This window comes from Comamonas sp. 14P8.1.4, assembly GCF_057799285.1.
This window is the reverse complement of sequence record NZ_JBYOKN010000003.1, coordinates 214843-235865: the sequence shown is the minus strand read 5'-3', so window position 1 is coordinate 235865 and position 21023 is coordinate 214843. Positions and strand designations below refer to the sequence as shown.

Sequence of the window (21023 nt, the reverse complement as noted above, 5' to 3'; positions counted from 1 at the left end):
CCGGTTTTCAAGCCATAAGTTCAAGATTTTTTGCGCTTGGCTTACTTGGGGGCTGCAACGGTGATGAGCGCGGGGCGCAGCACGCGATCTGCAATCAGATAGCCCTTTTGCAGCACGCTGACCACGGTGTTGGCTTCCTGGTCGGCGGGCACCATGGAGATGGCCTGGTGCTGGTGCGGGTCAAATTTGCTGCCAGCTTCAGGTGCAATCACCACCACTTTGTTGCGCTCCAGTGCGTGCTGCAGCTGGCGCAAAGTGGCGTCCGAGCCTTCGCGCAGCTGGTCGGCGGTGGCGTTCTGGATGGCCAAGGCGGCGTCGAGGCTGTCGCACACGGGCAGGAGGCTTTCGGCAAAGCTTTCGATACCGAACTTGCGTGCCTTGCTCACTTCTTCTTCAGCGCGGCGGCGCATGTTTTCTGAATCGGCCTTGGCGCGCAGGTACTGGTCGGCCATTTCGGCGTTCTTGGCCTTGAGTTCAGCCAGCTCCGCTTGCAGGCGAGAGATTTCGTCGGCCACATTGGCGGCCATCGCAGCTTCGACTTCTTCGGGGGATGCGTCGACAGGGGCTGCGTGGGTCGTATTTGTTTGTTCGGACATGTGGAGTGCGTCTCTTAAAAAGAATGAACCTTGCTCGTTCACATGGGGGCGGCTGCTGTCCTTTCAAGGGCAGTGCCGCCAAAGGGTATTGAAAGCCCGAGAGTGTACAAGCCCAGAGGGAGTGTCTATAATCTTGCGTTTTGCCTTGCTCCACCGCTACAGGCGCAGCGGGGGGCTTAACCCAAAAGGGAGTTTTCATGCGTCATTACGAAATCATTTTGTTGATCCACCCGGATCAAAGCGAGCAAGTTCCAGCCATGCTGGAGCGCTACAAGGGCATGATCACCGCCGGCGGTGGTGCAGTGCACCGTGAAGAAGATTGGGGCCGTCGTCAGCTGGCTTACATGATCAACAAGCTCGCTAAGGCTCACTACATCTGCCTGAACATCGAAGCTGACCAGGCTGTGATGGCTGAACTGGAACACGCGTTCAAGTTCAACGATGCTGTGCTGCGTCACCTGACAGTTCAGAAGAAGAAGGCTGATACAGCTGCTTCTTCCATGATGAAGACTGTCGAGCGCGAAGAAGCTCGTAAGGCCAACCAAGCTGCTGAAGCCTAATTAGGCTTCGCTTGGAGTGGAAAACCACGTTGTCCTGACCGCCTGTATCGAGGAGCTGCAAGCTCTGCGCTACACGCCCGCTGGATTGCCTGCCTTGGATTTGCGCCTGATGCACGAATCCTCCCAGACGGAAGCAGGTAGCCCACGCAAGGTCTCGGCGGCTGTGAAAGCGGTGGCTTTTGGTGCGTTGGCGGAGCGTCTAGCCCGTCAGGCGCCGGGAAGTTCTTGGAAGTTTCAAGGATTCCTTGCCACACCGCGCAACAGCAAAACCGTGGTGCTGCACATCCAGGATGTTCAACAAAATTAATTTTCAAGAGGTCCAGTAATGGCCACGTTCAAGAAATTCAACAAAGACAAGCGCCCAAAGCGCAACACCCAGTCGCTGCTGTTCAAGCGCAAGCGCTTCTGCCGCTTCACAGTGGCCGGTGTTGAAGAGATCGATTACAAGGATGTCGACACCCTGCGTGACTTCATCGCCGAAAACGGCAAGATCATCCCCGCTCGCCTGACCGGCACACGCGCCATTTACCAGCGTCAACTGAACACTGCTATCAAGCGTGCTCGTTTCCTGGCAATGCTGCCTTACACCGACCAGCACAAGATCTAAGGAGCAAGAACCATGCAAATTATCCTGCTCGAAAAGGTTGTGAACCTGGGTAACCTGGGCGATATCGTCAAGGTGAAAGACGGCTACGCACGTAACTTCCTGATCCCTTCGGGTCAAGCTCGTCGCGCCACGGCTTCTGCCAAGGCCGAGTTCGAAGCCAAGCGCGCTGAACTGGAAAAGGCTGCTGCTGAGAAGCTGGCTGCTGCTCAAGCTGAAGGCGAAAAGCTGAACGGTCTCACCGTGAAGCTGTCGCAAAAGGCTGGCGTGGATGGCCGTCTGTTCGGCTCCGTGACCAACTATGACATCGCCGACGCCTTGAAGGCTCAAGGCTTTGCTTCCGTGAACAAGGCGCAAGTGCGCATGCCTAACGGTCCTATCAAGACCGTTTCTGCTTCCACCGTGGAAGTGGCACTGCACACCGATGTGGTTGTGGAAGTGAGCGTGGAAGTGGCCGGCGAAGCTGCTTAAGCTTTTCCCCACGGACTCGGAAGTCTTTCCGACATCACAAAAGCCGCCTTTGGGCGGCTTTTGTGTTTTATGCATAAAAACAGACTCTAGCCCTTATGGAGTCTGCGCTTATAGCTCTTTTTCTAGAAGCAGTAGCTGGCGTGAAGTGGCTGCTGTCATGCCCTTGTGGGGCTGCGGCTGCGTGCATCGGTAGATGACGGCGGGCAGCGGTAGCGCTACGATCATGGGCTTGTCTTTTTGTAGGTTGATAGATGTCCTCCGTAATGCCTCCGTTGGAAGATGATGTGTTTGGTGCGCCTGTGACGGATGAAGACCAGCAGGTGGCCAAGCTGCGCCTGCCGCAGTACTCCATGGAGTCAGAATCCAGCGTGCTGGGTGGCTTGCTGATGGACAACAACGCCTGGGATCGCGTGGGCGATTTGTTGACCGACAATGACTTTTACCGCCATGAGCACAAGCTGATCTTTGCCGCCATTGGCAAGCTGATCAACGACAGTAAACCAGCTGACGTGATCACGGTGTTTGAGCACCTGCAGGGCATGGGCAAGGCGGAAGAGGTGGGGGGCATCCTCTATCTGAACCAGCTGGCCCAGTATGTGCCCAGTGCCACGAATATCCGCCGCTATGCGGAAATCGTGCGCGAGAAGGGCATCTTGCGCAAGCTGCTGACGGTGAGCGACGAGATCGCCACCAACGCGCTGAACCCCCAAGGCAAGCCGGTCGAGCGCATCCTGGATGAGGCGGAGCAGAAAATCTTTGCCATCGGCGAAGAGGGATCGCGCATGAAGCAGGGCTTTCAGAGCATGGAGACCCTGGTGGGTGACCTGCTCGATCGCGTGCAAGAGATGGCGGACAACCCGGTCGATGTGACCGGCATTCCCACGGGCTTTTCCGATCTGGACCGCATGACCTCCGGCCTGCAGGCCGGTGACCTGGTGGTGCTGGCGGCGCGTCCCTCGATGGGCAAAACCTCGTTTGCGGTGAATATTGCCGAGCACGTGGCGCTGAACGAAGAGCTGCCTGTGGCCATCTTCTCGATGGAAATGGGCGCCGCCCAGCTGGCGGTGCGTATTGTGGGTTCGATCGGCCGTGTGAATCAGGGCAATCTGCGTACCGGCAAGCTCGAGCACGAGGAGTGGGCGCGCCTGACGGAGGCGGTGGAAAAGCTCAGCCAGATCTCGCTGCACATCGATGAAACCCCGGGTCTGACACCGTCCGAGCTGCGCGCCAATGCACGCCGCTTGTCGCGCACCTGCGGCAAGTTGGGCTTGATCGTGGTCGACTACTTGCAGCTGATGAGCGGCTCCAGCGGCGGTGGCGGTGACAACCGCGCGACCGAGCTGGGTGAAATCTCCCGGGGCTTGAAGATGCTGGCCAAGGAGTTGCAGTGCCCGGTGATTGCGCTGTCGCAGCTGAACCGTTCGGTGGAGCAGCGCACGGACAAGCGCCCGATGATGTCTGACTTGCGTGAATCCGGCGCTATCGAGCAGGATGCGGACATCATCATGTTCATTTACCGCGACGACTACTACAACAAGGACTCGAAAGAGCCGAACGTGGCCGAGGTCATTATTGGTAAGCAGCGTAACGGCCCTACGGGCACGGTGAAGTTGTACTTCCAGAAGAACCAGACGCGCTTTGAGAATCTGGCCATGGGCTCGGGCGACGACTACTGATCGCCCGCAGGCAAGAAAAAAGGCCTGGTCATTGCGACCAGGCCTTTTTTTGAATGGGGTATAAAAAGTGAGCAACTAGCGAATGTTATTCATAGACTTTGGGTAGATTTGTATCTGAAATCATTGAAACACGCGCGAAGGCTGCTCATTTTTTGTTTACATGCGCAGCACGGCAATCAGCAAGCCAACCACCACCACGCTGAGCACACCGCAGGCCCATGCCAGCCGCGTGGCACCGGTGCGCAGCAAGCCCACGGTTTTGACGATTTGCGCCTGCTGCTCGGCCATTTTCTCCAGCACCTGGTTGGAGGCGCGTTGCGCCGCTTCCAGGTGTTGAATGCGCGCCTCCAGCTGCGCCACTTGCTGCAGCGCCAGCTCTGCGGCATTGCTGGCCAGTGAGGGCTGGGCGTGCGAGCTTGTGGCTGCAGGGTGTGAGGCTGCCTCCATGTCTTGCTCGCCTTTTTTCATCAAACCCTTGGCGGCCTTGAGCACGCCCGGCGCAGCCTGGATGACATCGCTCCACGGCACCATCTTCAGGGCGGTGACCCAGCTGATCGCCATTTACAACACCTCGCTGGCAAAGTCCGCCAGACGCGAGCGCTCGCCGCGCGCCAGCTGGATGTGGCCGCCGTGGGCCCAACCCTTGAAGCGATCCACGGCAAACGTCAGGCCTGAGGAGCCTTCGGTCAGGTAGGGGGTGTCGATTTGCGCCAGATTGCCCATGCAGATGATCTTGGTGCCAGGGCCGGCGCGCGTGATCAGCGTCTTCATCTGCTTGGGTGTCAGGTTCTGTGCTTCGTCGATGATGACGTACTTGTTGAGGAACGTGCGGCCACGCATGAAGTTCATGCTCTTGATTTTGATGCGGCTGCGGATCAGCTCATTCGTGGCAGCGCGCCCCCATTCGCCGGGGTTGCCGCCGTCGCCCTTGGCCAGGAACTCGAGGTTGTCGTCCAGTGCGCCCATCCAGGGGCCCATCTTTTCTTCCTCGGTGCCGGGCAGAAAACCGATGTCCTCGCCCACGCTGACCGTGGCGCGGGTCATGATGATCTCGGTGTAGCGGCGGTCGTCCAGCACCTGGCTCAGGCCAGCGGCCAAGGCCAGCAAGGTCTTGCCGGTGCCGGCAGTGCCGGTCAGCGAGACAAAGTCCACTTCCGGATCGACCAGCAAGTTCAGCGCAAAGTTTTGCTCGCGGTTGCGGGCAAACACGCCCCAGACGTTGTGCTTGGTGCTGGAGTAGTCGCGCAGGGTTTCGATCACCACGGTTTTGTCGCGGATCTCGACCACGCGGGCGTGCAGGCTGGGCTCGCCCGGTGCGTCAAAGTACACATACTGATTGATCAGCATCTGGCCCGACAGCGGGCTGGTGAAGCTGTAGAAGGTCTTGCCGCGGTCTTGCCAGCTTTCGACGTTCTTGGCTTTTTTCCAGAAATCGGCGGGCAAGGCCAGGCTGCCGGTGTACAGCAGGTCGCCGTCGTCCAGCGTCTTGTCGTTGCGGTAGTCCTCGGCGGGCAGACCCAGTGCGCGGGCTTTCACGCGCATGTTGATGTCCTTGGACACCAGAATCACTTCTTGCTGCCCTTGCTTGGCCGCGCGCAGCGCTTCCACCACGCCCAGAATCTGGTTGTCGGCCTTGCCTTGAGGCAAGCTGGAGGGCAGCTTGTAGTCCAGGGGCACGGTCTGGAAGAACAGGTGGCCAGTAGCGCCCTTGTGGCCGCTGGCATCCAGGCGCAGGCCGGTGGCCAGGTCGGCGTCTTGCTGGGCATCGACCAGCGCATCCAGCGTGCGGCTGACTTGGCGGCCATTGCGGGCCACTTCGGTCATGCCCTTTTTGTGGCCGTCCAGCTCTTCCAGCACCACCATGGGCAGGAAGATGTCGTGCTCTTCAAAGCGGAACAGGCTGGTGGGGTCGTGCAGCAGCACATTGGTATCCAGCACAAACAGGCATGACTGGCCGGTGCGCTTTTTGTGAGCGGCCGCGGGCTTGGCTTGGGTGCTGGTTGCTGCGGGTTGGGGCTTGGCGGCAGGGGCAACCGGTACAGGCGGCGTCTGGCGGCGTGCGCTGGTGACGGGCGCAGGTGCTGGTGCGGGATTGGCAGCTTGTGCCGCCGCACGCTGCTGGGCCAGGCTTTTGGCGGCAGCCGTGGTGGCTGCGCTGGCAGTGGCGGTATTGCCCGCAGTTTTTTTGCGGGTGCGTGCGGCAGGTGTTGCCGGTGCCGCAGGTGCTTGTGCAGTAACGGCAGGTGCAACTGCTGCGGGCAGATCTTCATCCAGCGCAATCAGCGGGGACTTGGCGGCAGCGGAGCGTTTGACTGCGCGCGCGGTGACGTCGAAAGCTTCCTTGGCAACGCGTGCAGCGCGCTTATTGGGGGCGGGAGGCAGTGGCATAGGTGTTTCAGTCCTTGTTTTCAGGGCTGTAAAAAACACAAAGCCGCTGGGCACAGGCCCGAGCGGCTTTGGAAGAATGGGGTTTGCAATGCAGGGTGGATACGCGCAAAGGCATGTGTCCCATTATGCATGTCTTGGTGCACGCCCAGATGGCAGCACCAAGAATGTGGGGTTTAGGCGGCCTTCTTGGCGGCTGTCTTCAGTGCTTTCACAGCCTTGAGGACTTCGTCCACATGGCCAGGCACCTTCAGGCCGCGCCATTCCTGTGCCAGGATGCCGTTGGCATCGACCAGGAAGGTGGAGCGCTCAATGCCTTTGACCTTCTTGCCGTACATGATCTTGTTTTTGACCACGCCGAACATGTGGCACATTTTTTCTTCGGTGTCAGCAATCAACTCGAAGGGCAGCTCCAGCTTTTCCTTGAAGTCGTTGTGCGAGTTCATGTTGTCGCGCGAGACGCCAAACACTACGGCACCGGCTTTTTCGAAGTCCTTGAACTTGTCGCGGAACTGCATGGCCTCGGTGGTGCAACCAGGGGTGTTGTCCTTCGGGTAGAAGTACAAGATCAGAATTTGGCCTGTGTGCGAGGTGTTGGATACCTTCACGCCACCTGTCGCGTTGGCTTCAAATTCGGGAAGGGGTTTGTTGACAACGATCGCCATGCGCTTTTATCTCTCGGGAGTAGTCGTTGGAATGCCGAGGGGTGTAGGGTAAGTATTGCTTTTATGAGTAAGTACGCCCCCGACCGCAACCGCAAATTTTACCCTGAAACGCGAAATTTGACGAGCCCCGGGCGGATATTACTCCAACAACAGTGCGGCTATCACATTGCGGCCTTCTCCCGCCAAAACGTTGTAAGTGCGACAGGCGGCATGGGTATCCATGGTCTCGAATCCGATGCGTTTTTGCATCAGTGGCTGCAGCCAGGAGGGGTGTACAAACCGCAGCTTGTCGCCGGAACCAAAGATGATGAGTTCTGCATTGAGCTCGGCCAGCTCCAGAAAGTGTTGTGCGGTCAATGCGGCGAAGTTGCTGCAATTCCAGGGGCGCAGAAAGCCGCTGGCGCCAAGCAGGATGCTGCCTGCGTGCTCTTTTTTATCAATGGCAATCCAGCCGGGGCCGTAGCCTGTGACCATTTGCACGTCGGAGCGATCGGCGTGGAGTTGCATGGAGTTTCCTTCCTGAGCGGTGCGCGGATGTGACCGGGGAGCCCCCCGTGGTGTGCAGGGAGCATGGGCACCGCCGTTTACGGGGAGGCATGGCGCCCGAACTGTGTTCAAATTATAGGTTTCACCAAGGGGCTAATGCGCCTTGGCGCCACTTCAGCCATCTGGAAAATCCTCCTATGAAGACCGTCCAAAAATCCGCCAAATTAGCCAACGTCTGTTATGACATCCGCGGGCCGATCATGGACGCGGCCAAGAAGATGGAAGAAGACGGCCAGAAGATCATCAAGCTCAACATCGGCAATCTGGCCGTGTTCGGCTTTGATGCCCCCGAAGAAATCCAGCAGGACATGATCCGCAACCTGCCTAACTCGGCCGGGTATTCCGACAGCCGTGGCATTTTTGCCGCGCGCAAGGCGGTGATGCACGAGACCCAGCACCAGGGCATCAAGGGCGTGACGCTCGATGACATCTATCTGGGCAACGGCGCCTCGGAGCTGATCAACCTGGCCACCAATGCCTTGCTGGACAACGGCGATGAATTGCTGGTGCCTGCACCGGACTACCCGCTGTGGACGGCAGCCACTAGCCTGTCCGGCGGTACGCCGGTGCACTACACCTGTGACGAAGACAACGGCTGGATGCCTAATCTGCAGGACATCCGCGCCAAGATCACGCCCCGCACCAAGGGCATTGTGGTTATCAACCCCAACAACCCCACGGGCGCGCTGTACTCCAAGGAATTGCTGGTGAGCATTATTGAAATCGCTCGCGAGCACAGCCTGGTGATCTTTGCGGACGAGGTGTATGACAAGGTGCTGTATGACGATGTCAAGCACGTGCCTTTGGCCAGCCTGTCGACCGATGTGCTGACGCTGACGTTCAACTCTCTGTCCAAGGCGTACCGCTCTTGCGGTTACCGCGCGGGCTGGATGGTGATCTCGGGCGACAAAAAGCCGGCCAAGGATTACCTCGAGGGCATCAACATGCTCTCGAATATGCGCCTGTGTGCCAATGTGCCTGGCCAGTGGGCGGTGCAGACCGCCCTGGGTGGCTACCAGTCCATCAAGGACCTGGTCTGCGAAGGCGGCCGCCTGCGCGTGCAGCGCGATCTGGCTTGGGAGCTGATCAACGCCATTCCTGGCGTGAGCTGCGTCAAGCCCCAAGGCGCGCTGTATATGTTCCCGCGTCTGGACCCCGAGGTGTACCCCATCACCAACGACCAGGAATTCTTCCTGGAAGTGCTGCAAGAAACCAAGGTCATGCTGGTGCAGGGCACGGGCTTTAACTGGCCCCACCCTGACCATTTCCGCATTGTGTTCCTGCCACACGAGGCCGACTTGCGCGAAGCCATCAACCGCCTGGCATCTTTCTTGGCCAAGTACCGCCAGCGCCATGGCACCGACAAGATCGCTGCCGCCAAGGCCGTTGGCAAAGGCAAGGCCAAGCTGCACGTAGCAGCTTAAATTTTTGATAGCTGCAAGCGCAGACCCCGTAAGCGCTGCAGCCCCTTTTGACGTAAATACTTAGAGACTATGAAACCGATCCAAGTAGGCCTTTTGGGCATTGGCACCGTGGGCAGCGGCACTTTCAACGTGCTGCAGCGCAATCAAGAAGAGATCCGCCGCCGTGCGGGTCGTGGCATTGAGATTGCCATGGTGGCCGACTTGGACACGACGCGCGCCAAGCAGGTGGTGGGTGATTCCGCCAAGGTGGTGGCTGATGCCCGTGAGGTGATTGCCAACCCCGAGATTGACGTGGTGGTGGAGCTGATTGGTGGCTACGGCATTGCCAAGGCACTGGTGCTCGAAGCCATTGCCGCTGGCAAGCATGTGGTCACGGCCAACAAGGCGCTGCTGGCCGTGCACGGCACCGAAATCTTCAAGGCTGCGGCCGAGAAGGGTGTGATCGTGGCCTATGAAGCGGCGGTGGCCGGTGGTATCCCGATCATCAAGGCGCTGCGCGAAGGCCTAACGGCCAACTCCATCCAGTGGGTGGCCGGCATCATCAACGGCACGACCAACTTCATCCTGTCCGAAATGCGTGACAAGGGCCTGGACTTTGACGTGGTGCTCAAAGAAGCACAACGCCTGGGCTACGCCGAAGCCGACCCGACTTTCGACATCGAAGGTGTGGACGCTGCCCACAAGGCCACGCTGATGAGCGCGATTGCCTACGGTATTCCCGTGCAGTTCGACAAGGCTTACGTGGAAGGCATCACAAAACTAGCCGGCGCCGACATCAAGTACGCCGAGCAACTGGGCTACCGCATCAAGCTGCTGGGTATCTCCAAGCGCACCGACAAGGGCATTGAGCTGCGCGTGCACCCCTCGCTGATTCCTGCCAAGCGCCTGATCGCCAATGTCGAAGGCGCGATGAACGCCGTGGTGGTGCATGGTGACGCTGTGGGCACCACGCTGTACTACGGCAAGGGCGCGGGCTCTGAGCCCACCGCCTCGGCGGTGATTGCCGATCTGGTGGACATCGCCCGCCTGCACGGTGCAGACCCCGCTTACAGCGTGCCTGCGCTGGCCTTCCAGGCCAACACCCTGGCGGCTGCCGGCAATGAATTGCCCGTGCTGCCCATGGCCGACGTGGTCACCAGCTACTACCTGCGCATCCGCGTGGCCGACGAAGCTGGCGTGCTGGCCAAGATCACCACGCTGCTGGCCACGGCTGGTATCAGCATCGATGCGGTGCTGCAGCGTGAAGCCGATGAAGTGGGTGGCGAAGGCTCGACCCAGACCGATCTGATCATCCTGACGCACGACACGCGCGAAGGCGATATGGACAAGGCGCTGGCTGAAATCCAGGGTCTGCCCACCGTGCTGGCGCCGATCACGCGCATTCGTAAAGAAGAGCTGAACTAAAGGCTCCCCCTGAGCGGCTTTGCCGCTTCCCCCTCTCTCGCTGCGCGGGAGGGGGACGACGCCCTTGCTGCGGGGCGGCCCTTGCTCGGCGTCTCTGAGTGGGGTTGCGCCAGTTTCAAGCGTCGCGCCCCGTGCTTAGATTTATTGACAAGGAAGCACCATGCTTTATCTGTCCACCCGCGGTCACGCTGACCGCAAACGCTTTTGCGACATCTTGCTCGAAGGCTTGGCCCCGGATGGCGGCTTGTACTTGCCGGTTGAGTACCCCCAGATCAGCGATGCCAAGCTGACGCAATTGCGCGAGACCTTGGCCTCCAAGGGTTACGCTGCGCTGGCGTTTGAAATCTTGTCGCCGTACATCGACGACATTCCAGCCGACGACTTGCGCGCGCTGTGCGCCAAGACGTACACCAAGGACGTGTTTGGCACCGATGCCATCGTCCCCGTGCGCCAGCTGGATGGCGTGCTGCACATTGAAGCCCTGTCCAACGGCCCCACGCTGGCCTTCAAGGACATGGCCATGCAGTTGCTGGGCAATCTGTTCGAGTACGAACTGACCCGCCGCGGCGAAGAGCTGAACATCCTGGGCGCTACCTCCGGCGACACCGGCAGCGCGGCCGAATACGCCATGCGCGGCAAAAAAGGTGTGCGCGTGTTCATGACCAGCCCCCATGGCCGCATGAGCCCCTTCCAGCAGGCGCAAATGTTCAGCCTGCAGGATGCCAACATCCACAACATCGCCATCGAAGGCGTGTTTGACGATTGCCAAGACATCGTTAAGGCCGTCTCCAACGACCACGCCTTCAAGGCCAAGTACAAGATCGGCACCGTCAACTCCATCAACTGGGCGCGTTTGCTGGCCCAGGTGGTGTACTACTTTGCCGGCTACCTGCAAGCCACCACGCGCAACGAAGAAAAGGTGAGCTTCACCGTGCCTTCGGGCAACTTTGGCAACATCTGCGCCGGCCATGTGGCGCGCCAGATGGGCTTGCCCATTGCGCAGCTGGTGGTGGCCACCAACGAAAACGATGTGCTGGACGAGTTCTTCCGCACGGGCGTGTACCAGGTGCGTGGCGCGGCCAATACCTATGAGACATCCAGCCCTTCGATGGACATCTCCAAGGCCAGCAACTTCGAGCGCTTTGTGTTCGACCTGGTGGGCCGTGACGGTGCACGCACCAAGCAGCTGTTTGCTGACGGCGTGAGCAAGGACGGCAAGTTTGACCTGAGTCAGGACGCCTGCTTCCTGGATGCAGCGGCCAAGTATGGTTTTGTGAGTGGCAAGAGCACGCATGCAGACCGTTTGGCTACCATCAAGGACACATTCGAGCGCTTTGGCCAGATGATCGACACCCACACCGCCGATGGCGTGAAGGTGGCGCGCGAGCATCTGCGTACCGAGGCCATGCTGGTGCTGGAAACCGCCTTGCCCATCAAGTTTGCGGCCACCATCGAAGAAGCACTGGGCCGTGAGCCAGAGCGCCCCGCCAAGTTCAACGGCATCGAAGCCCTGCCCAAGCGCGTGGTGGTGATGCCAGCCGACGTGGAGAAGGTGAAAGCCTTTATCCAGCAGCACTGTGATTAAAGCCTAGGCTTTACACATAAAAACTGCCGCCGGCGCTTGTCTATCAAGCGCCGGTTGCTATTTGGAAGAGAGCAAAACGCTGTATGAAAGTTGTGGGCATTGCCGCTTTCTCCGGCATGGGTAAAACCACCTTGCTGGAGCAATTGATTGCTGCGCTGCGGGCGCGTGGGCAGACCGTGTCCACCATCAAGCATGCGCACCACGATGTGGACATCGACATTCCGGGCAAAGACAGCTGGCGCCACCGCCAGGCTGGGGCCTCGGAGGTGCTGCTGGTCTGCGACAAGCGCCTGGCGCTGGTGCGCGAATTCCCCACCGAGCAAGACCTGGATGTGCACGCCATGCTGGCCGAGTTGCGCAGCGATGTGGACTGGGTGCTGGTGGAAGGCTTCAAGCACGGCGATTTGCCCAAGTTGGAGATCTGGCGTGCGCCGGATGCGGCCAGCGGCAAACCGCCCCGTCCGCTGCGCTTTCCCACAGACCAGCAGGTGTTGGCGCTGCTCACCGATGAGGTGGCGGCCTTGCCCCTGCAGCCCCCGGCGCACACCGCGCTGCTGGATCTGAACCAGCCCGCCCAGATCGCTGACTGGATGCTGGCCCACGCCAGCCGTTTTGAATACCGTGGCCCCCAAGGAGAGAACGCGTGAAGCCCCAGAACCTGACCACTTTGGATGACGCCCTGGCCGCCGTGCTGGCGCAGGCCCAATTACTGGGCACCGACAGCGTGGACCTGTTTAACGCCGATGGCCGTGTGCTGGCGCAGGACTGCGTGTCGGCGCTGCAAGTGCCGCCGCAAGACAACTCCGCCATGGACGGCTACGCCGTGCGCGCGGCTGACCTCACCGCCGCAGGCGTGACATTGCCCGTCAGCCAGCGCATTCCCGCCGGCCATGTCGGCACCGAACTGCAGCCGGGTACCGTGGCCCGCATCTTCACCGGTGCGCCTGTGCCCTCCGGCGCCGATGCGGTGCTGATGCAAGAAGAAACTACGGTGCTGGACGATGGCCGCGTGCAGTTCAACGCGGTGCCCAAACTGGGTCAGAACATTCGCCGTGCGGGTGAAGACATTGGTTTGAACAGCACGGTGCTGGCTAAGGGCTCGCGCCTGACGCCTGCGGCCATTGGTCTGGCTGCCAGCATTGGCATGGCGCAACTGCCGGTAGGTCGCAAGCCACGTGTGGCGCTGTTCTCCACCGGCGATGAGCTGGTCATTCCCGGCACCGTGGCACCGCAAGACATGCAGCCCGGCCACATCTACAACAGCAACCGCTATTTCCTGCGCGCGCTGCTGCAGCGCCTGGGCTGCGAGGTGGTGGATGGCGGCATCCTGCCCGACAACCGCGCGCAGACCGTGCAGGCGATTCACCAGGTGGCGCAGGACTGTGATCTGGTGCTCTCCAGCGCGGGCGTGTCCGTGGGTGAGGAAGACCATGTGAAGCCCGCCGTGGAGCAGCAAGGCGAGCTAAATCTGTGGATGATTTCCATGAAGCCCGGCAAGCCCTTTGCCTATGGCAAGGTCTTTCGCAACGGCAAGGATGCATCGCAAGGCGTGGCGCACTTCATGGGGCTGCCTGGCAACCCGGTGTCCAGCTTCATCACTTTCTTGCTGCTGGTGCGTCCCTTTGTGCTGCGCCTGCAAGGCATGCAGGATGTGGCGCCACGGGCTACGCAAGTCACCGCCCAGTTCACCTGGTCCAAGATGGAAAAGCGCCGCGAGTTCCTGCGCGCACGCCACACGGCAGAGGGCGGCCTGGCCTTGTTTGGCAACCAGGGCTCGGGTGTGCTGACGTCCACGGTGTGGGGTGATGGCCTGATCGACAACCCGCCGCTGACCCCCATCCAGCCCGGTGATACCGTGCGCTTTATCCCGTTCACCGAGTTGATGTGAACAGGCCAGGAGTAACTCTATGAATATCACCGTGCGCTACTTCGCCTCCATCCGTGAGGCCATGGGCACCGGCAGTGAAACGCTGCCAACGCATGCGACCACCGTGGGCGCACTGCGTGAAGAACTGATGGCGCGCAGCGACGCCGCTGCTGCGGCACTGGCCCACGGCAAGGCCGTGCGCATGGCGCTGAACCAGGATATGTGCAGCGGCGATGCTGCGCTCCAAACAGGCGATGAAGTCGCCTTCTTCCCACCTGTTACCGGTGGCTAAGCATGAGCGACACCCACAAAACCGACATTGATGCGGCCATCAGCCAGCGTACCCGGCTGGCGTTGTCCGAAGCCAAGGCGCGCGGCGTGCAGCTGGGCAAGGCCGGGGCGGACAACATCCGCGCCACGGTGGAAAAACGCAAGAGCGCGGCCGATGCCTTTGCCAAGCAGCACGAAGCGTTGTTTGCCGATTTCGTGGCCCAGGGCCTGACGCACCGGAAGATGGCGGAGGTGCTGAACGAGCGCGGTATTGCGGCGGCCAAGGGCGGCCCGTGGACGCACGGGCAGGTGCAGCGCATCCTGAACCGCTATGCGGACTGGGCGAAGGCCCAGGCGTAACAGGCAGGCACTGCGTTCAGCCCCAAGTCGGGGCCAAAAGCTGTGGCAGGCAGAGCTGCCAGGCCAGTTCTTCCAGCGCAGCACGCAGCAAAAAAGGAGCACCTCGGTGCTCCTTTTTTTATGGGCGCAAAGCCATGGGGCTGCGGGCTAGCTGCGTTTTTTGGCGTCTGCCACCGCCTCTTTCACATCGCCCACTTTCTTCTGGGCAATGCCTTGCGCCTGCTTGGCCAGGCCTTTGGCCTGCTGCTCGCGGCTGTCGATCAGCTCGCCCGCTTTTTGCTGCACTTTGCCAGCCGCCTCTTTCAAGGTGCCGGTGACTTGGTCCTTGTTCATACATACCTCCATCAAGAGCTAGGGAAGAAGGCTGGGCGCGTGCGGCCCATGCCAGCGGACAGCGTAGCCAGATGAAAGGCGGGGGACCGACGGTAAGGTGCGCCCCTGCATGTACGCCAAAGATGACAGCGGCAACTTCAAAATACAGAGCTTTCAGCGCAGGTACATCAAGGGCTGGATGCCTATTTGGTGCTTGAAACCGTGCGCCAGCGCACACGGCCCTCAGCCTCAGGCATCTCCAACGGGCTGCGGCAGCAGCGGGGCTTTCCACTCCAGCAGCTCAGCCAGGCGCTGGATGATCCAGCCGGCTTCCTGGGGGCTGACGGGCCCGCCTTCGCCGGCGATGGCGCTGTGAAAGCCCAGCAGCACGCCTTCTTCGCTGGCGTTGCCGCTGTGGTAGAGGGTCTGGGCCTGCTCCACCAGGTGGCAGGCCAAGTCTTCGCACAGCTCATAGCGGGCCACGGTGTCGGTAATCGGGGTTTTCAGAATGCCTGCACGGCTGCGAAAGAGCGCGGCAAAACTCTCGGGCGGTTGAATCTGGCTGGTGTCGTCCATGGCGCGCAGGGCTTATTCGGGATCGAACAGGCGCTCAAAGCGCAGGATGTCGATTTCCAGTTCGCAGGTCACGAGTTGGCCGTTTTTGTCGTCCGACTTGCGGCGTGCCGAAAACAGCGTGGCGCGGCCTTCGAAGTCAAAGTCCGGCAGGTGGATGATGGCGTAGGGGTAGGGCACAAAGCACTGGTGCTCAAAAACCACGCGGTGTTCGTTGCGTGGCGAGGGGTAGAGCATGTACTCAGGGGTGTCGATGGTGGTGGTGGCCATACACAAAGGATCGAAGAAAAGAGGGCCTGCAGCAAGCAGCCGGGGCGCAATGCTACCGTGGCTGCGCAGGGTTTGGGGGCTCTGTGGACATCGTTCTTGACGAGCTGCGCCACAATCTGCGCCATGACTGCCCTGCGTGTTTTGATCCAGACCCAAGATTTTGATGTTTCCGCCGAACTGGCTGCGTTGCGCCAGGGCGATGCGCGCGTGGGCGCGGTGTGCAGCTTTGTCGGCACGGTGCGTGACCGCAACGAGGGCGCAGCGGTGTCGGCCATGGAGCTGGAGCACTACCCCGGCATGACGGAAAAAAGCATCGAGGCCATCATCGACCGGGCGGTGGCGCGCTTTGGCATCTATGCCGCAAAAGTGATTCACCGCGTCGGGCCGCTGCAGCCGCAGGACCAGATCGTGCTGGTGGCCGTGACCAGCGCGCACCGGGGCATGAGCTTTCAGGCCTGCGAGTTCATCATGGACTATCTGAAGTCCGAGGCGCCGTTCTGGAAGAAAGAGCAAACCCCTGAGGGTGCACGCTGGGTGGATGCCCGCGTGAGCGATGAGCAAGCGCTGGCGCGCTGGCAGGCATAACGGGGCAGCAGTGCTGTAGCCAACAAAAAAAGGGCCCGTGGGGCCCTTTTTGCTTGGCGAACCTGCGCGCCACGGTGTCAGCGCGCCAGCCAGTGGCTTACTGCTTGACGGCTTCCATCTGCAGCACCAGGCGCACGTTCTTGGCAAAGCCCCAGTCCATACCGTAGTTCAGGCCCCACTGGGTGCGGTCGATGGTGGCTTCAAAGTCGCCGCCGCAGACTTCACGCTTGAGCATGGGGCTGTCGTAGCAGGTGAACTTGTTGGCCTGGATGGTGATGGGGTGGGTCTGGCCCAGCAGGGTCAGCTGGCCGGTCACTTGCTTGAGCTTGTCGCCCTCAAACACAAACTTGTCGGAGACAAACTTGGCTTCGGGGTGCTGCTCGGCGTTGAAGATGTCCTTGCTCTTGAGGTGCTTGTCAAACGCGGCAGTGCCGGAGTTCACGGAGTTCATGTCCAGCGTCACTTCCACTTTGCCGCTCTTGCCGGCCTTGTCGAAGGACGCAGTGCCTTGCTTTTTGTCGAAACGCGCACGGTTGGTGGAGGCACCAAAGTGGTCGATCTCGAACGTGGCGAAAGTGTGTGTGGGGTCGATGGCGTAAGTGGCGGGCGCAGCGTGGGCGGCAGTGGCAAACAGGCCGGCAGCGGCCAGAGCAAACAAGGTGGAACGCATGGAAATCTCCTGAAAAGGTGAAAGCGGAAACGCGGTTTTAAAAACAGGAGCTGCTAGCGCTGGTCTATCTTTGCTTTCGTTATGAATAAGTGTGGAAAGCGTTGAAATACGGGCGCAAGCAGCTGCGAAATTGGAGGTGACAGGCTTTACAGCTTGCCCACGCCGGTCAGTGCCAGCTTGAAGTTCACGCTGACATCATCGGCCACCATGGAGGTGTCGGCCCAGTCGCCATCGCCAATCTTGAAAGGCAGGCGCTTGAGGGGCAGCGTGCCGCTGGCGGTGGTAGTTGCACCCGTTTGGGTCAGCACCACGGGCACCGACACCTTCTGGGAGTTGCCCTTGATGGTCAGCGTGCCGTCCACCTGGTATTTGCCTGCGCCCAGCGCCTTGACGGCGGTGGAGTCAAACGTGGCCTTGGGGAACTTGGCAATATTGAACCAGTCCGCACCCAGCAGATTGCTGTCGATCTCTTTGCTGCCCATGGTGGCGCTGCCGGTGTCCACGGTGAAGTGGATCTTGCTGGCCTCGGGCTTGGCGGTGTCAAAGTGGAATTGCGCGGCAAACTGCTTGAAGTGGCCGTTCATCGGCACGCCCAGCTGCTTGGCGGTGAACTGGATGCTGCTTTGTGCAGGCACCAGGGCCTGTTGCGCTATGGCGGCAGTGCCCAGCAAGGCAGCGCTGGCCAGGGCGGCGGCACGCAAGGTGGTGGTGAAAGTCATGGTGGGTTCCTTGTGACGTTCAAAAAAGAGCGGTTAAACGGTGCGGCCAGGCCACATGCGGCGCAGCAGACCATCGCGGTCGATCAGCTGGTGCTTGAGCGCAGCGGCAATGTGCAGCGCGATCAAGCTAGCCAGCGTGTAGGCTGAAATCATGTGCCAGGGCTTGATGGCTTCGGCCAGCTCTGGGTTGGCTGCTACAAAATCTGGCAGCTGCCACATGCCAAACCAGACGATGGGAAAGCCAGCGGCCGAGCTGTAGGCCCAGCCAATCAGCGGCACGGCAAAGAACAGCACATACAGCAGGTGGTGCACCCCATGGTGGGCCAGGTGCTGCCAGCGCGGCATGGCCGCAGCCATGGCGGCAGGCAGTGCGGGTGGGCGGTGCGTGATGCGCCACAGCAGGCGCAGCATGCTCAGTACCAGAATGCTCATGCCCGCCCATTTGTGCCAGTTGTAGTACTTGAGCTTGGTGGGCGAAAACGGCAGGCCCACCATGTACCAGCCAAAAACCAGCAAGCCGATCAGGCCCGCAGCCAGCAGCCAGTGCAAGGCAATGGCGGGCAAGGTGTAACGACTGCGGGAGGGGGAGGAAGACATAAGCACACGCCAAAACGGGAAAGACAGCCAGTCTAGAAGGCATCTGCTGACAAGCCGTTCAATGCGCTTGATGACAAGATTCAAAAGATTGAAAGGAACTTTGCACCCTGTTTTTGCATCGCGCTGGCGCTGAGTGCGGTCAAAAAAAGCACCAGACGGGGCGGGTGCGGCCCTTGAAAAAATGGGGAAAGCCCTGAGTTGGGACGTAGTTATAGATTTGCTGTTGAAGGAAGCCATTCATGCGCATCGACAAGCTCACCACCAAGTTCCAAGAAGCCCTGGCAGACGCCCAAACCCTGGCCCTGGGTAATGACCACGCCTATATCGACCCGCTGCACCTGCTGGCAGCCATGCTGCGCCAGAACGACGGCCCCAAGGCCTTGCTGCAGCGCGCCGGGGCCAATGTGGCCGCCATGGCCACGGGTGTGGAAAACGCGGTCAAGCAGCTGCCCCAGGTACAGGGGCATGACCAGGTCAGCATTGGCGCAGACCTGGCCAAGCTGATGCAGGCCACCGAGAAAGAAGCCATCAAGCGCGGTGACCAGTTCATCGCCAGCGAGCTGTTTTTGCTGGCGCTGGCTGATAGCGAAACCAAGGCCGCCAAGCTGGCCAAGGAGCACGGTTTGAGCCGCAAGGCCATGGAATCGGCCATCAACGCGGTGCGCGGCGGCCAGACCATGGACAGCGCCGAGGGCGAAAGCCAGCGTGAAGCGCTGAAGAAATACACACTGGACCTGACCGAGCGCGCCCGCATGGGCAAGCTGGACCCCGTGATTGGCCGCGACGATGAAATCCGCCGCGCCATCCAGGTGCTGCAGCGCCGCAGCAAGAACAATCCCGTGCTGATTGGCGAGCCCGGTGTGGGCAAGACCGCGATTGTGGAAGGCCTGGCCCAGCGCATTGTGGAAGGCGAAGTGCCTGAAACCCTCAAGGACAAGCGCGTGCTGGTGCTGGACATGGCAGGCCTGCTGGCCGGTGCCAAGTACCGCGGCGAGTTTGAAGAGCGCCTGAAAGCGGTGCTGAACGATGTGGCCAAGGAAGAGGGCCGCATCATCTTGTTCATCGACGAAATCCACACCATGGTGGGCGCAGGCAAGGCCGAGGGCGCGATGGACGCCGGCAACATGCTCAAGCCTGCGTTGGCACGTGGCGAGCTGCACTGCATTGGTGCAACCACGCTGGACGAGTACCGCAAGTACATCGAAAAAGACGCTGCGCTGGAGCGCCGTTTCCAGAAGGTGCTGGTGGATGAGCCATCGGTGGAAGACACCATTGCCATTCTGCGTGGTTTGCAAGTGCGTTATGAGGCGCACCACGGCGTAGATATTACGGACCCTGCTATCGTTGCTGCAGCAGAGTTGAGCCACCGCTACATCACCGACCGTTTTCTGCCCGATAAGGCGATTGACCTGATCGACGAGGCAGCGGCCAAGATCAAGATCGAAATCGACTCCAAGCCCGAGGTGATGGACAAGCTCGAGCGCCGCATGATTCAGCTCAAGATTGAGCGTGAAGCCATGAAGAAGGAAAAGGACGAGGCCTCGCAAAAGCGCCTGCAGCTGATTGAAGACGAGCTGCAGGAGCAAGAGCGCGAGTACGCGGATCTGGAGGAAATCTGGAAGTCCGAGAAGGCCAGTGCCCAGGGCTCCGAGCAGATCCGCAAGGAAGTGGATGCCATCCGCACGCAGATCGAAGACCTCAAGCGCAAGGGTGATTTCAACAAGGTGGCTGAGCTGCAATATGGCAAGCTGCCTGCGTTGGAAAAACAGCTCAAAGACGCCCAGGCCAGCGAGGCCGACGGCACCGCCCCCAAGCACAAGCTGCTGCGCACCCAGGTGGGCGCGGAAGAAATTGCCGAAGTCGTCAGCCGTGCCACGGGCATTCCGGTGGCCAAGATGATGCAGGGCGAAAAAGACAAGCTGCTGCACATGGAAGCCAAGCTGCACGAGCGCGTGATTGGCCAGGAAGAGGCCATTTCTGCCGTGGCCAACGCCATCCGCCGCTCGCGCTCGGGCCTGTCAGACCCCAATAAGCCACTGGGCAGCTTCTTGTTCCTGGGCCCGACCGGCGTGGGCAAGACTGAGCTGTGCAAGGCACTGGCGGGGTTCCTGTTCGACAGCGAAGACCATCTGGTGCGTATCGATATGTCGGAATTCATGGAAAAGCATAGCGTGGCACGTTTGATTGGTGCGCCTCCTGGCTATGTTGGCTATGAAGAGGGCGGCTACCTGACAGAAGCTGTGCGCCGCAAACCCTATAGCGTGCTGCTGCTCGATGAGGTGGAAAAAGCCCACCCCGATGTGTTCAACGTGCTGCTGCAGGTGCTGGACGATGGCCGCCTGACCGATGGCCAGGGCCGTACCGTGGACTTCAAGAACACGGTGATCGTGATGACCAGCAACATCGGTTCGCACCTGATTCAGGCGATGGTCGGCCAGGATGGCGAAGACATCAAGGACGCGGTGTGGGGGGAACTTAAAACCCATTTCCGACCCGAATTCCTCAACCGTATCGATGAAACCGTGGTCTTCCACGGCCTGGATGCGGCGCACATCGAGTCGATTGCCAAGATTCAGTTGCAACTGTTGCAACGTCGCCTCGAGAAGATGGACCTGGAAATGCACGTGAGCGAACCCGCTTTGGCAGAGTTGGCTAAAGTAGGGTTTGATCCGGTCTTTGGTGCACGTCCGCTCAAGCGGGCGATCCAGCAGCGCATTGAGAACCCGCTGTCTCGCGCTTTGCTGGAGGGCAAGTTCCCGCCCAAGAGTGTGATCGAGGTTTCGGTGGACCCCGTGCAGTCCCCTGGAGTCTTTAACTTTGGCCTGGCCGATGTCTCCAACGACGGCTAAGCCCCCACCCGCCAGGGCCTGGTGCGCTGGCGGGG

At 60.4% G+C, this 21023-nt stretch carries 25 protein-coding genes; 14 read left to right on the top strand and 11 right to left on the bottom strand.

All coding sequences use genetic code 11. The annotated features are described in order from the left end of the window. Positions 1 to 41: 41 nt before the first annotated feature. Entirely contained in the window at positions 42 to 596 is a 555-nt protein-coding gene (grpE, locus tag AC27VO_RS08125) for a nucleotide exchange factor GrpE (protein ID WP_488666199.1), read from the bottom strand. A gap of 197 nt (positions 597 to 793) precedes the next feature. On the opposite strand from grpE, the gene rpsF reads away from it, so the two are divergent. From rpsF to dnaB, 5 genes are all read left to right on the top strand, one after another. Further along, a complete protein-coding gene (gene rpsF / locus AC27VO_RS08120) occupies positions 794 to 1156 on the top strand; it encodes a 30S ribosomal protein S6 (protein WP_312568790.1) in 363 nt (120 codons plus the stop codon). A 16-nt stretch (positions 1157 to 1172) separates the two neighbouring features. After that, positions 1173 to 1463 carry a primosomal replication protein N gene (gene priB / locus AC27VO_RS08115; protein WP_488666198.1) on the top strand — a complete coding sequence of 97 codons (291 nt, stop codon included), beginning with the start codon at positions 1173 to 1175 and terminating at the stop codon, positions 1461 to 1463. A gap of 18 nt (positions 1464 to 1481) precedes the next feature. Continuing rightward, positions 1482 to 1763 (top strand): 30S ribosomal protein S18, encoded by a 282-nt coding sequence (rpsR, locus tag AC27VO_RS08110; RefSeq protein ID WP_166069388.1) that lies wholly within the window; start codon positions 1482 to 1484, stop codon positions 1761 to 1763. Positions 1764 to 1775: 12 nt separating this feature from the next. Continuing rightward, on the top strand, positions 1776 to 2231 hold the full coding sequence (rplI, locus tag AC27VO_RS08105) for a 50S ribosomal protein L9 (protein ID WP_488666197.1): 456 nt from the start codon (positions 1776 to 1778) through the stop codon (positions 2229 to 2231). Positions 2232 to 2482: 251 nt separating this feature from the next. Continuing rightward, entirely contained in the window at positions 2483 to 3907 is a 1425-nt protein-coding gene (gene dnaB, locus AC27VO_RS08100; protein ID WP_488666196.1) for a replicative DNA helicase, read from the top strand. Between the two features lie 156 nt (positions 3908 to 4063). Here dnaB and AC27VO_RS08095 read toward each other — a convergent pair whose 3' ends face one another. From AC27VO_RS08095 to AC27VO_RS08080, 4 genes are all read right to left on the bottom strand, one after another. Further along, positions 4064 to 4468 carry a hypothetical protein gene (locus AC27VO_RS08095; protein ID WP_488666195.1) on the bottom strand — a complete coding sequence of 135 codons (405 nt, stop codon included), beginning with the start codon at positions 4466 to 4468 and terminating at the stop codon, positions 4064 to 4066. Then, positions 4469 to 6295, bottom strand: coding sequence for a PhoH family protein (locus AC27VO_RS08090; protein ID WP_488666194.1), 1827 nt, complete (start codon positions 6293 to 6295; stop codon positions 4469 to 4471). Between the two features lie 173 nt (positions 6296 to 6468). Then, complete coding sequence (locus tag AC27VO_RS08085; RefSeq protein ID WP_488666193.1) at positions 6469 to 6957, bottom strand: peroxiredoxin; 489 nt, start codon at positions 6955 to 6957, stop codon at positions 6469 to 6471. 138 nt (positions 6958 to 7095) lie between these two features. After that, positions 7096 to 7464: an Mth938-like domain-containing protein gene (locus AC27VO_RS08080; protein WP_488666192.1), complete on the bottom strand. Its 369-nt coding sequence runs from the start codon at positions 7462 to 7464 to the stop codon at positions 7096 to 7098. Positions 7465 to 7640: 176 nt separating this feature from the next. Here AC27VO_RS08080 and AC27VO_RS08075 point away from each other — a divergent pair, with 176 nt between their 5' ends. From AC27VO_RS08075 to AC27VO_RS08045, 7 genes are all read left to right on the top strand, one after another. Next, positions 7641 to 8927 (top strand): pyridoxal phosphate-dependent aminotransferase, encoded by a 1287-nt coding sequence (locus tag AC27VO_RS08075; protein ID WP_488666191.1) that lies wholly within the window; start codon positions 7641 to 7643, stop codon positions 8925 to 8927. 69 nt (positions 8928 to 8996) lie between these two features. Then, positions 8997 to 10331 carry a homoserine dehydrogenase gene (locus AC27VO_RS08070; RefSeq protein ID WP_488666190.1) on the top strand — a complete coding sequence of 445 codons (1335 nt, stop codon included), beginning with the start codon at positions 8997 to 8999 and terminating at the stop codon, positions 10329 to 10331. Positions 10332 to 10491: 160 nt separating this feature from the next. Then, positions 10492 to 11916 carry a threonine synthase gene (gene thrC, locus AC27VO_RS08065; protein ID WP_488666189.1) on the top strand — a complete coding sequence of 475 codons (1425 nt, stop codon included), beginning with the start codon at positions 10492 to 10494 and terminating at the stop codon, positions 11914 to 11916. 83 nt (positions 11917 to 11999) lie between these two features. Further along, complete coding sequence (gene mobB, locus AC27VO_RS08060; RefSeq protein ID WP_488666188.1) at positions 12000 to 12563, top strand: molybdopterin-guanine dinucleotide biosynthesis protein B; 564 nt, start codon at positions 12000 to 12002, stop codon at positions 12561 to 12563. Further along, positions 12560 to 13804: a molybdopterin molybdotransferase MoeA gene (locus tag AC27VO_RS08055; protein WP_488666187.1), complete on the top strand. Its 1245-nt coding sequence runs from the start codon at positions 12560 to 12562 to the stop codon at positions 13802 to 13804. Before mobB ends, AC27VO_RS08055 begins: the two co-directional genes overlap by 4 nt. A 19-nt stretch (positions 13805 to 13823) precedes the next feature. After that, positions 13824 to 14075, top strand: a complete 252-nt coding sequence (gene moaD, locus AC27VO_RS08050; RefSeq protein WP_488666186.1) for a molybdopterin converting factor subunit 1 — start codon at positions 13824 to 13826, stop codon at positions 14073 to 14075. Between the two features lie 2 nt (positions 14076 to 14077). Beyond that, entirely contained in the window at positions 14078 to 14413 is a 336-nt protein-coding gene (locus AC27VO_RS08045) for a recombinase family protein (RefSeq protein WP_488666185.1), read from the top strand. 147 nt (positions 14414 to 14560) lie between these two features. Here the strand turns inward: AC27VO_RS08045 and AC27VO_RS08040 are convergent, their stop codons facing one another. The 3 genes from AC27VO_RS08040 to AC27VO_RS08030 all read right to left on the bottom strand — a co-directional run bounded on the left by AC27VO_RS08040 (position 14561) and on the right by AC27VO_RS08030 (position 15568). Further along, entirely contained in the window at positions 14561 to 14746 is a 186-nt protein-coding gene (locus AC27VO_RS08040; RefSeq protein WP_488666184.1) for a CsbD family protein, read from the bottom strand. Positions 14747 to 14974: 228 nt separating this feature from the next. Beyond that, a complete protein-coding gene (locus tag AC27VO_RS08035; RefSeq protein WP_488666183.1) occupies positions 14975 to 15301 on the bottom strand; it encodes a hypothetical protein in 327 nt (108 codons plus the stop codon). Between the two features lie 12 nt (positions 15302 to 15313). Next, on the bottom strand, positions 15314 to 15568 hold the full coding sequence (locus AC27VO_RS08030; protein WP_488666182.1) for a hypothetical protein: 255 nt from the start codon (positions 15566 to 15568) through the stop codon (positions 15314 to 15316). A 123-nt stretch (positions 15569 to 15691) separates the two neighbouring features. Here AC27VO_RS08030 and moaE point away from each other — a divergent pair, with 123 nt between their 5' ends. Then, positions 15692 to 16153: a molybdopterin synthase catalytic subunit MoaE gene (moaE, locus tag AC27VO_RS08025; protein WP_488666181.1), complete on the top strand. Its 462-nt coding sequence runs from the start codon at positions 15692 to 15694 to the stop codon at positions 16151 to 16153. Positions 16154 to 16250: 97 nt separating this feature from the next. On the opposite strand, the gene AC27VO_RS08020 is transcribed toward moaE, so the two are convergent. The 3 genes from AC27VO_RS08020 to AC27VO_RS08010 all read right to left on the bottom strand — a co-directional run bounded on the left by AC27VO_RS08020 (position 16251) and on the right by AC27VO_RS08010 (position 18139). Continuing rightward, entirely contained in the window at positions 16251 to 16823 is a 573-nt protein-coding gene (locus AC27VO_RS08020) for a YceI family protein (RefSeq protein ID WP_488666180.1), read from the bottom strand. Between the two features lie 146 nt (positions 16824 to 16969). Next, the gene (locus AC27VO_RS08015) at positions 16970 to 17542 is read right to left on the bottom strand and encodes a YceI family protein (protein WP_488666179.1); all 573 of its coding nucleotides are present in this window, start codon (positions 17540 to 17542) and stop codon (positions 16970 to 16972) included. A 33-nt stretch (positions 17543 to 17575) separates the two neighbouring features. Continuing rightward, the gene (locus AC27VO_RS08010; protein ID WP_488666178.1) at positions 17576 to 18139 is read right to left on the bottom strand and encodes a cytochrome b; all 564 of its coding nucleotides are present in this window, start codon (positions 18137 to 18139) and stop codon (positions 17576 to 17578) included. 239 nt (positions 18140 to 18378) lie between these two features. Here AC27VO_RS08010 and clpB point away from each other — a divergent pair, with 239 nt between their 5' ends. Beyond that, on the top strand, positions 18379 to 20988 hold the full coding sequence (clpB, locus tag AC27VO_RS08005; RefSeq protein WP_488666177.1) for an ATP-dependent chaperone ClpB: 2610 nt from the start codon (positions 18379 to 18381) through the stop codon (positions 20986 to 20988). The last annotated feature ends 35 nt before the right edge of the window (positions 20989 to 21023 follow it).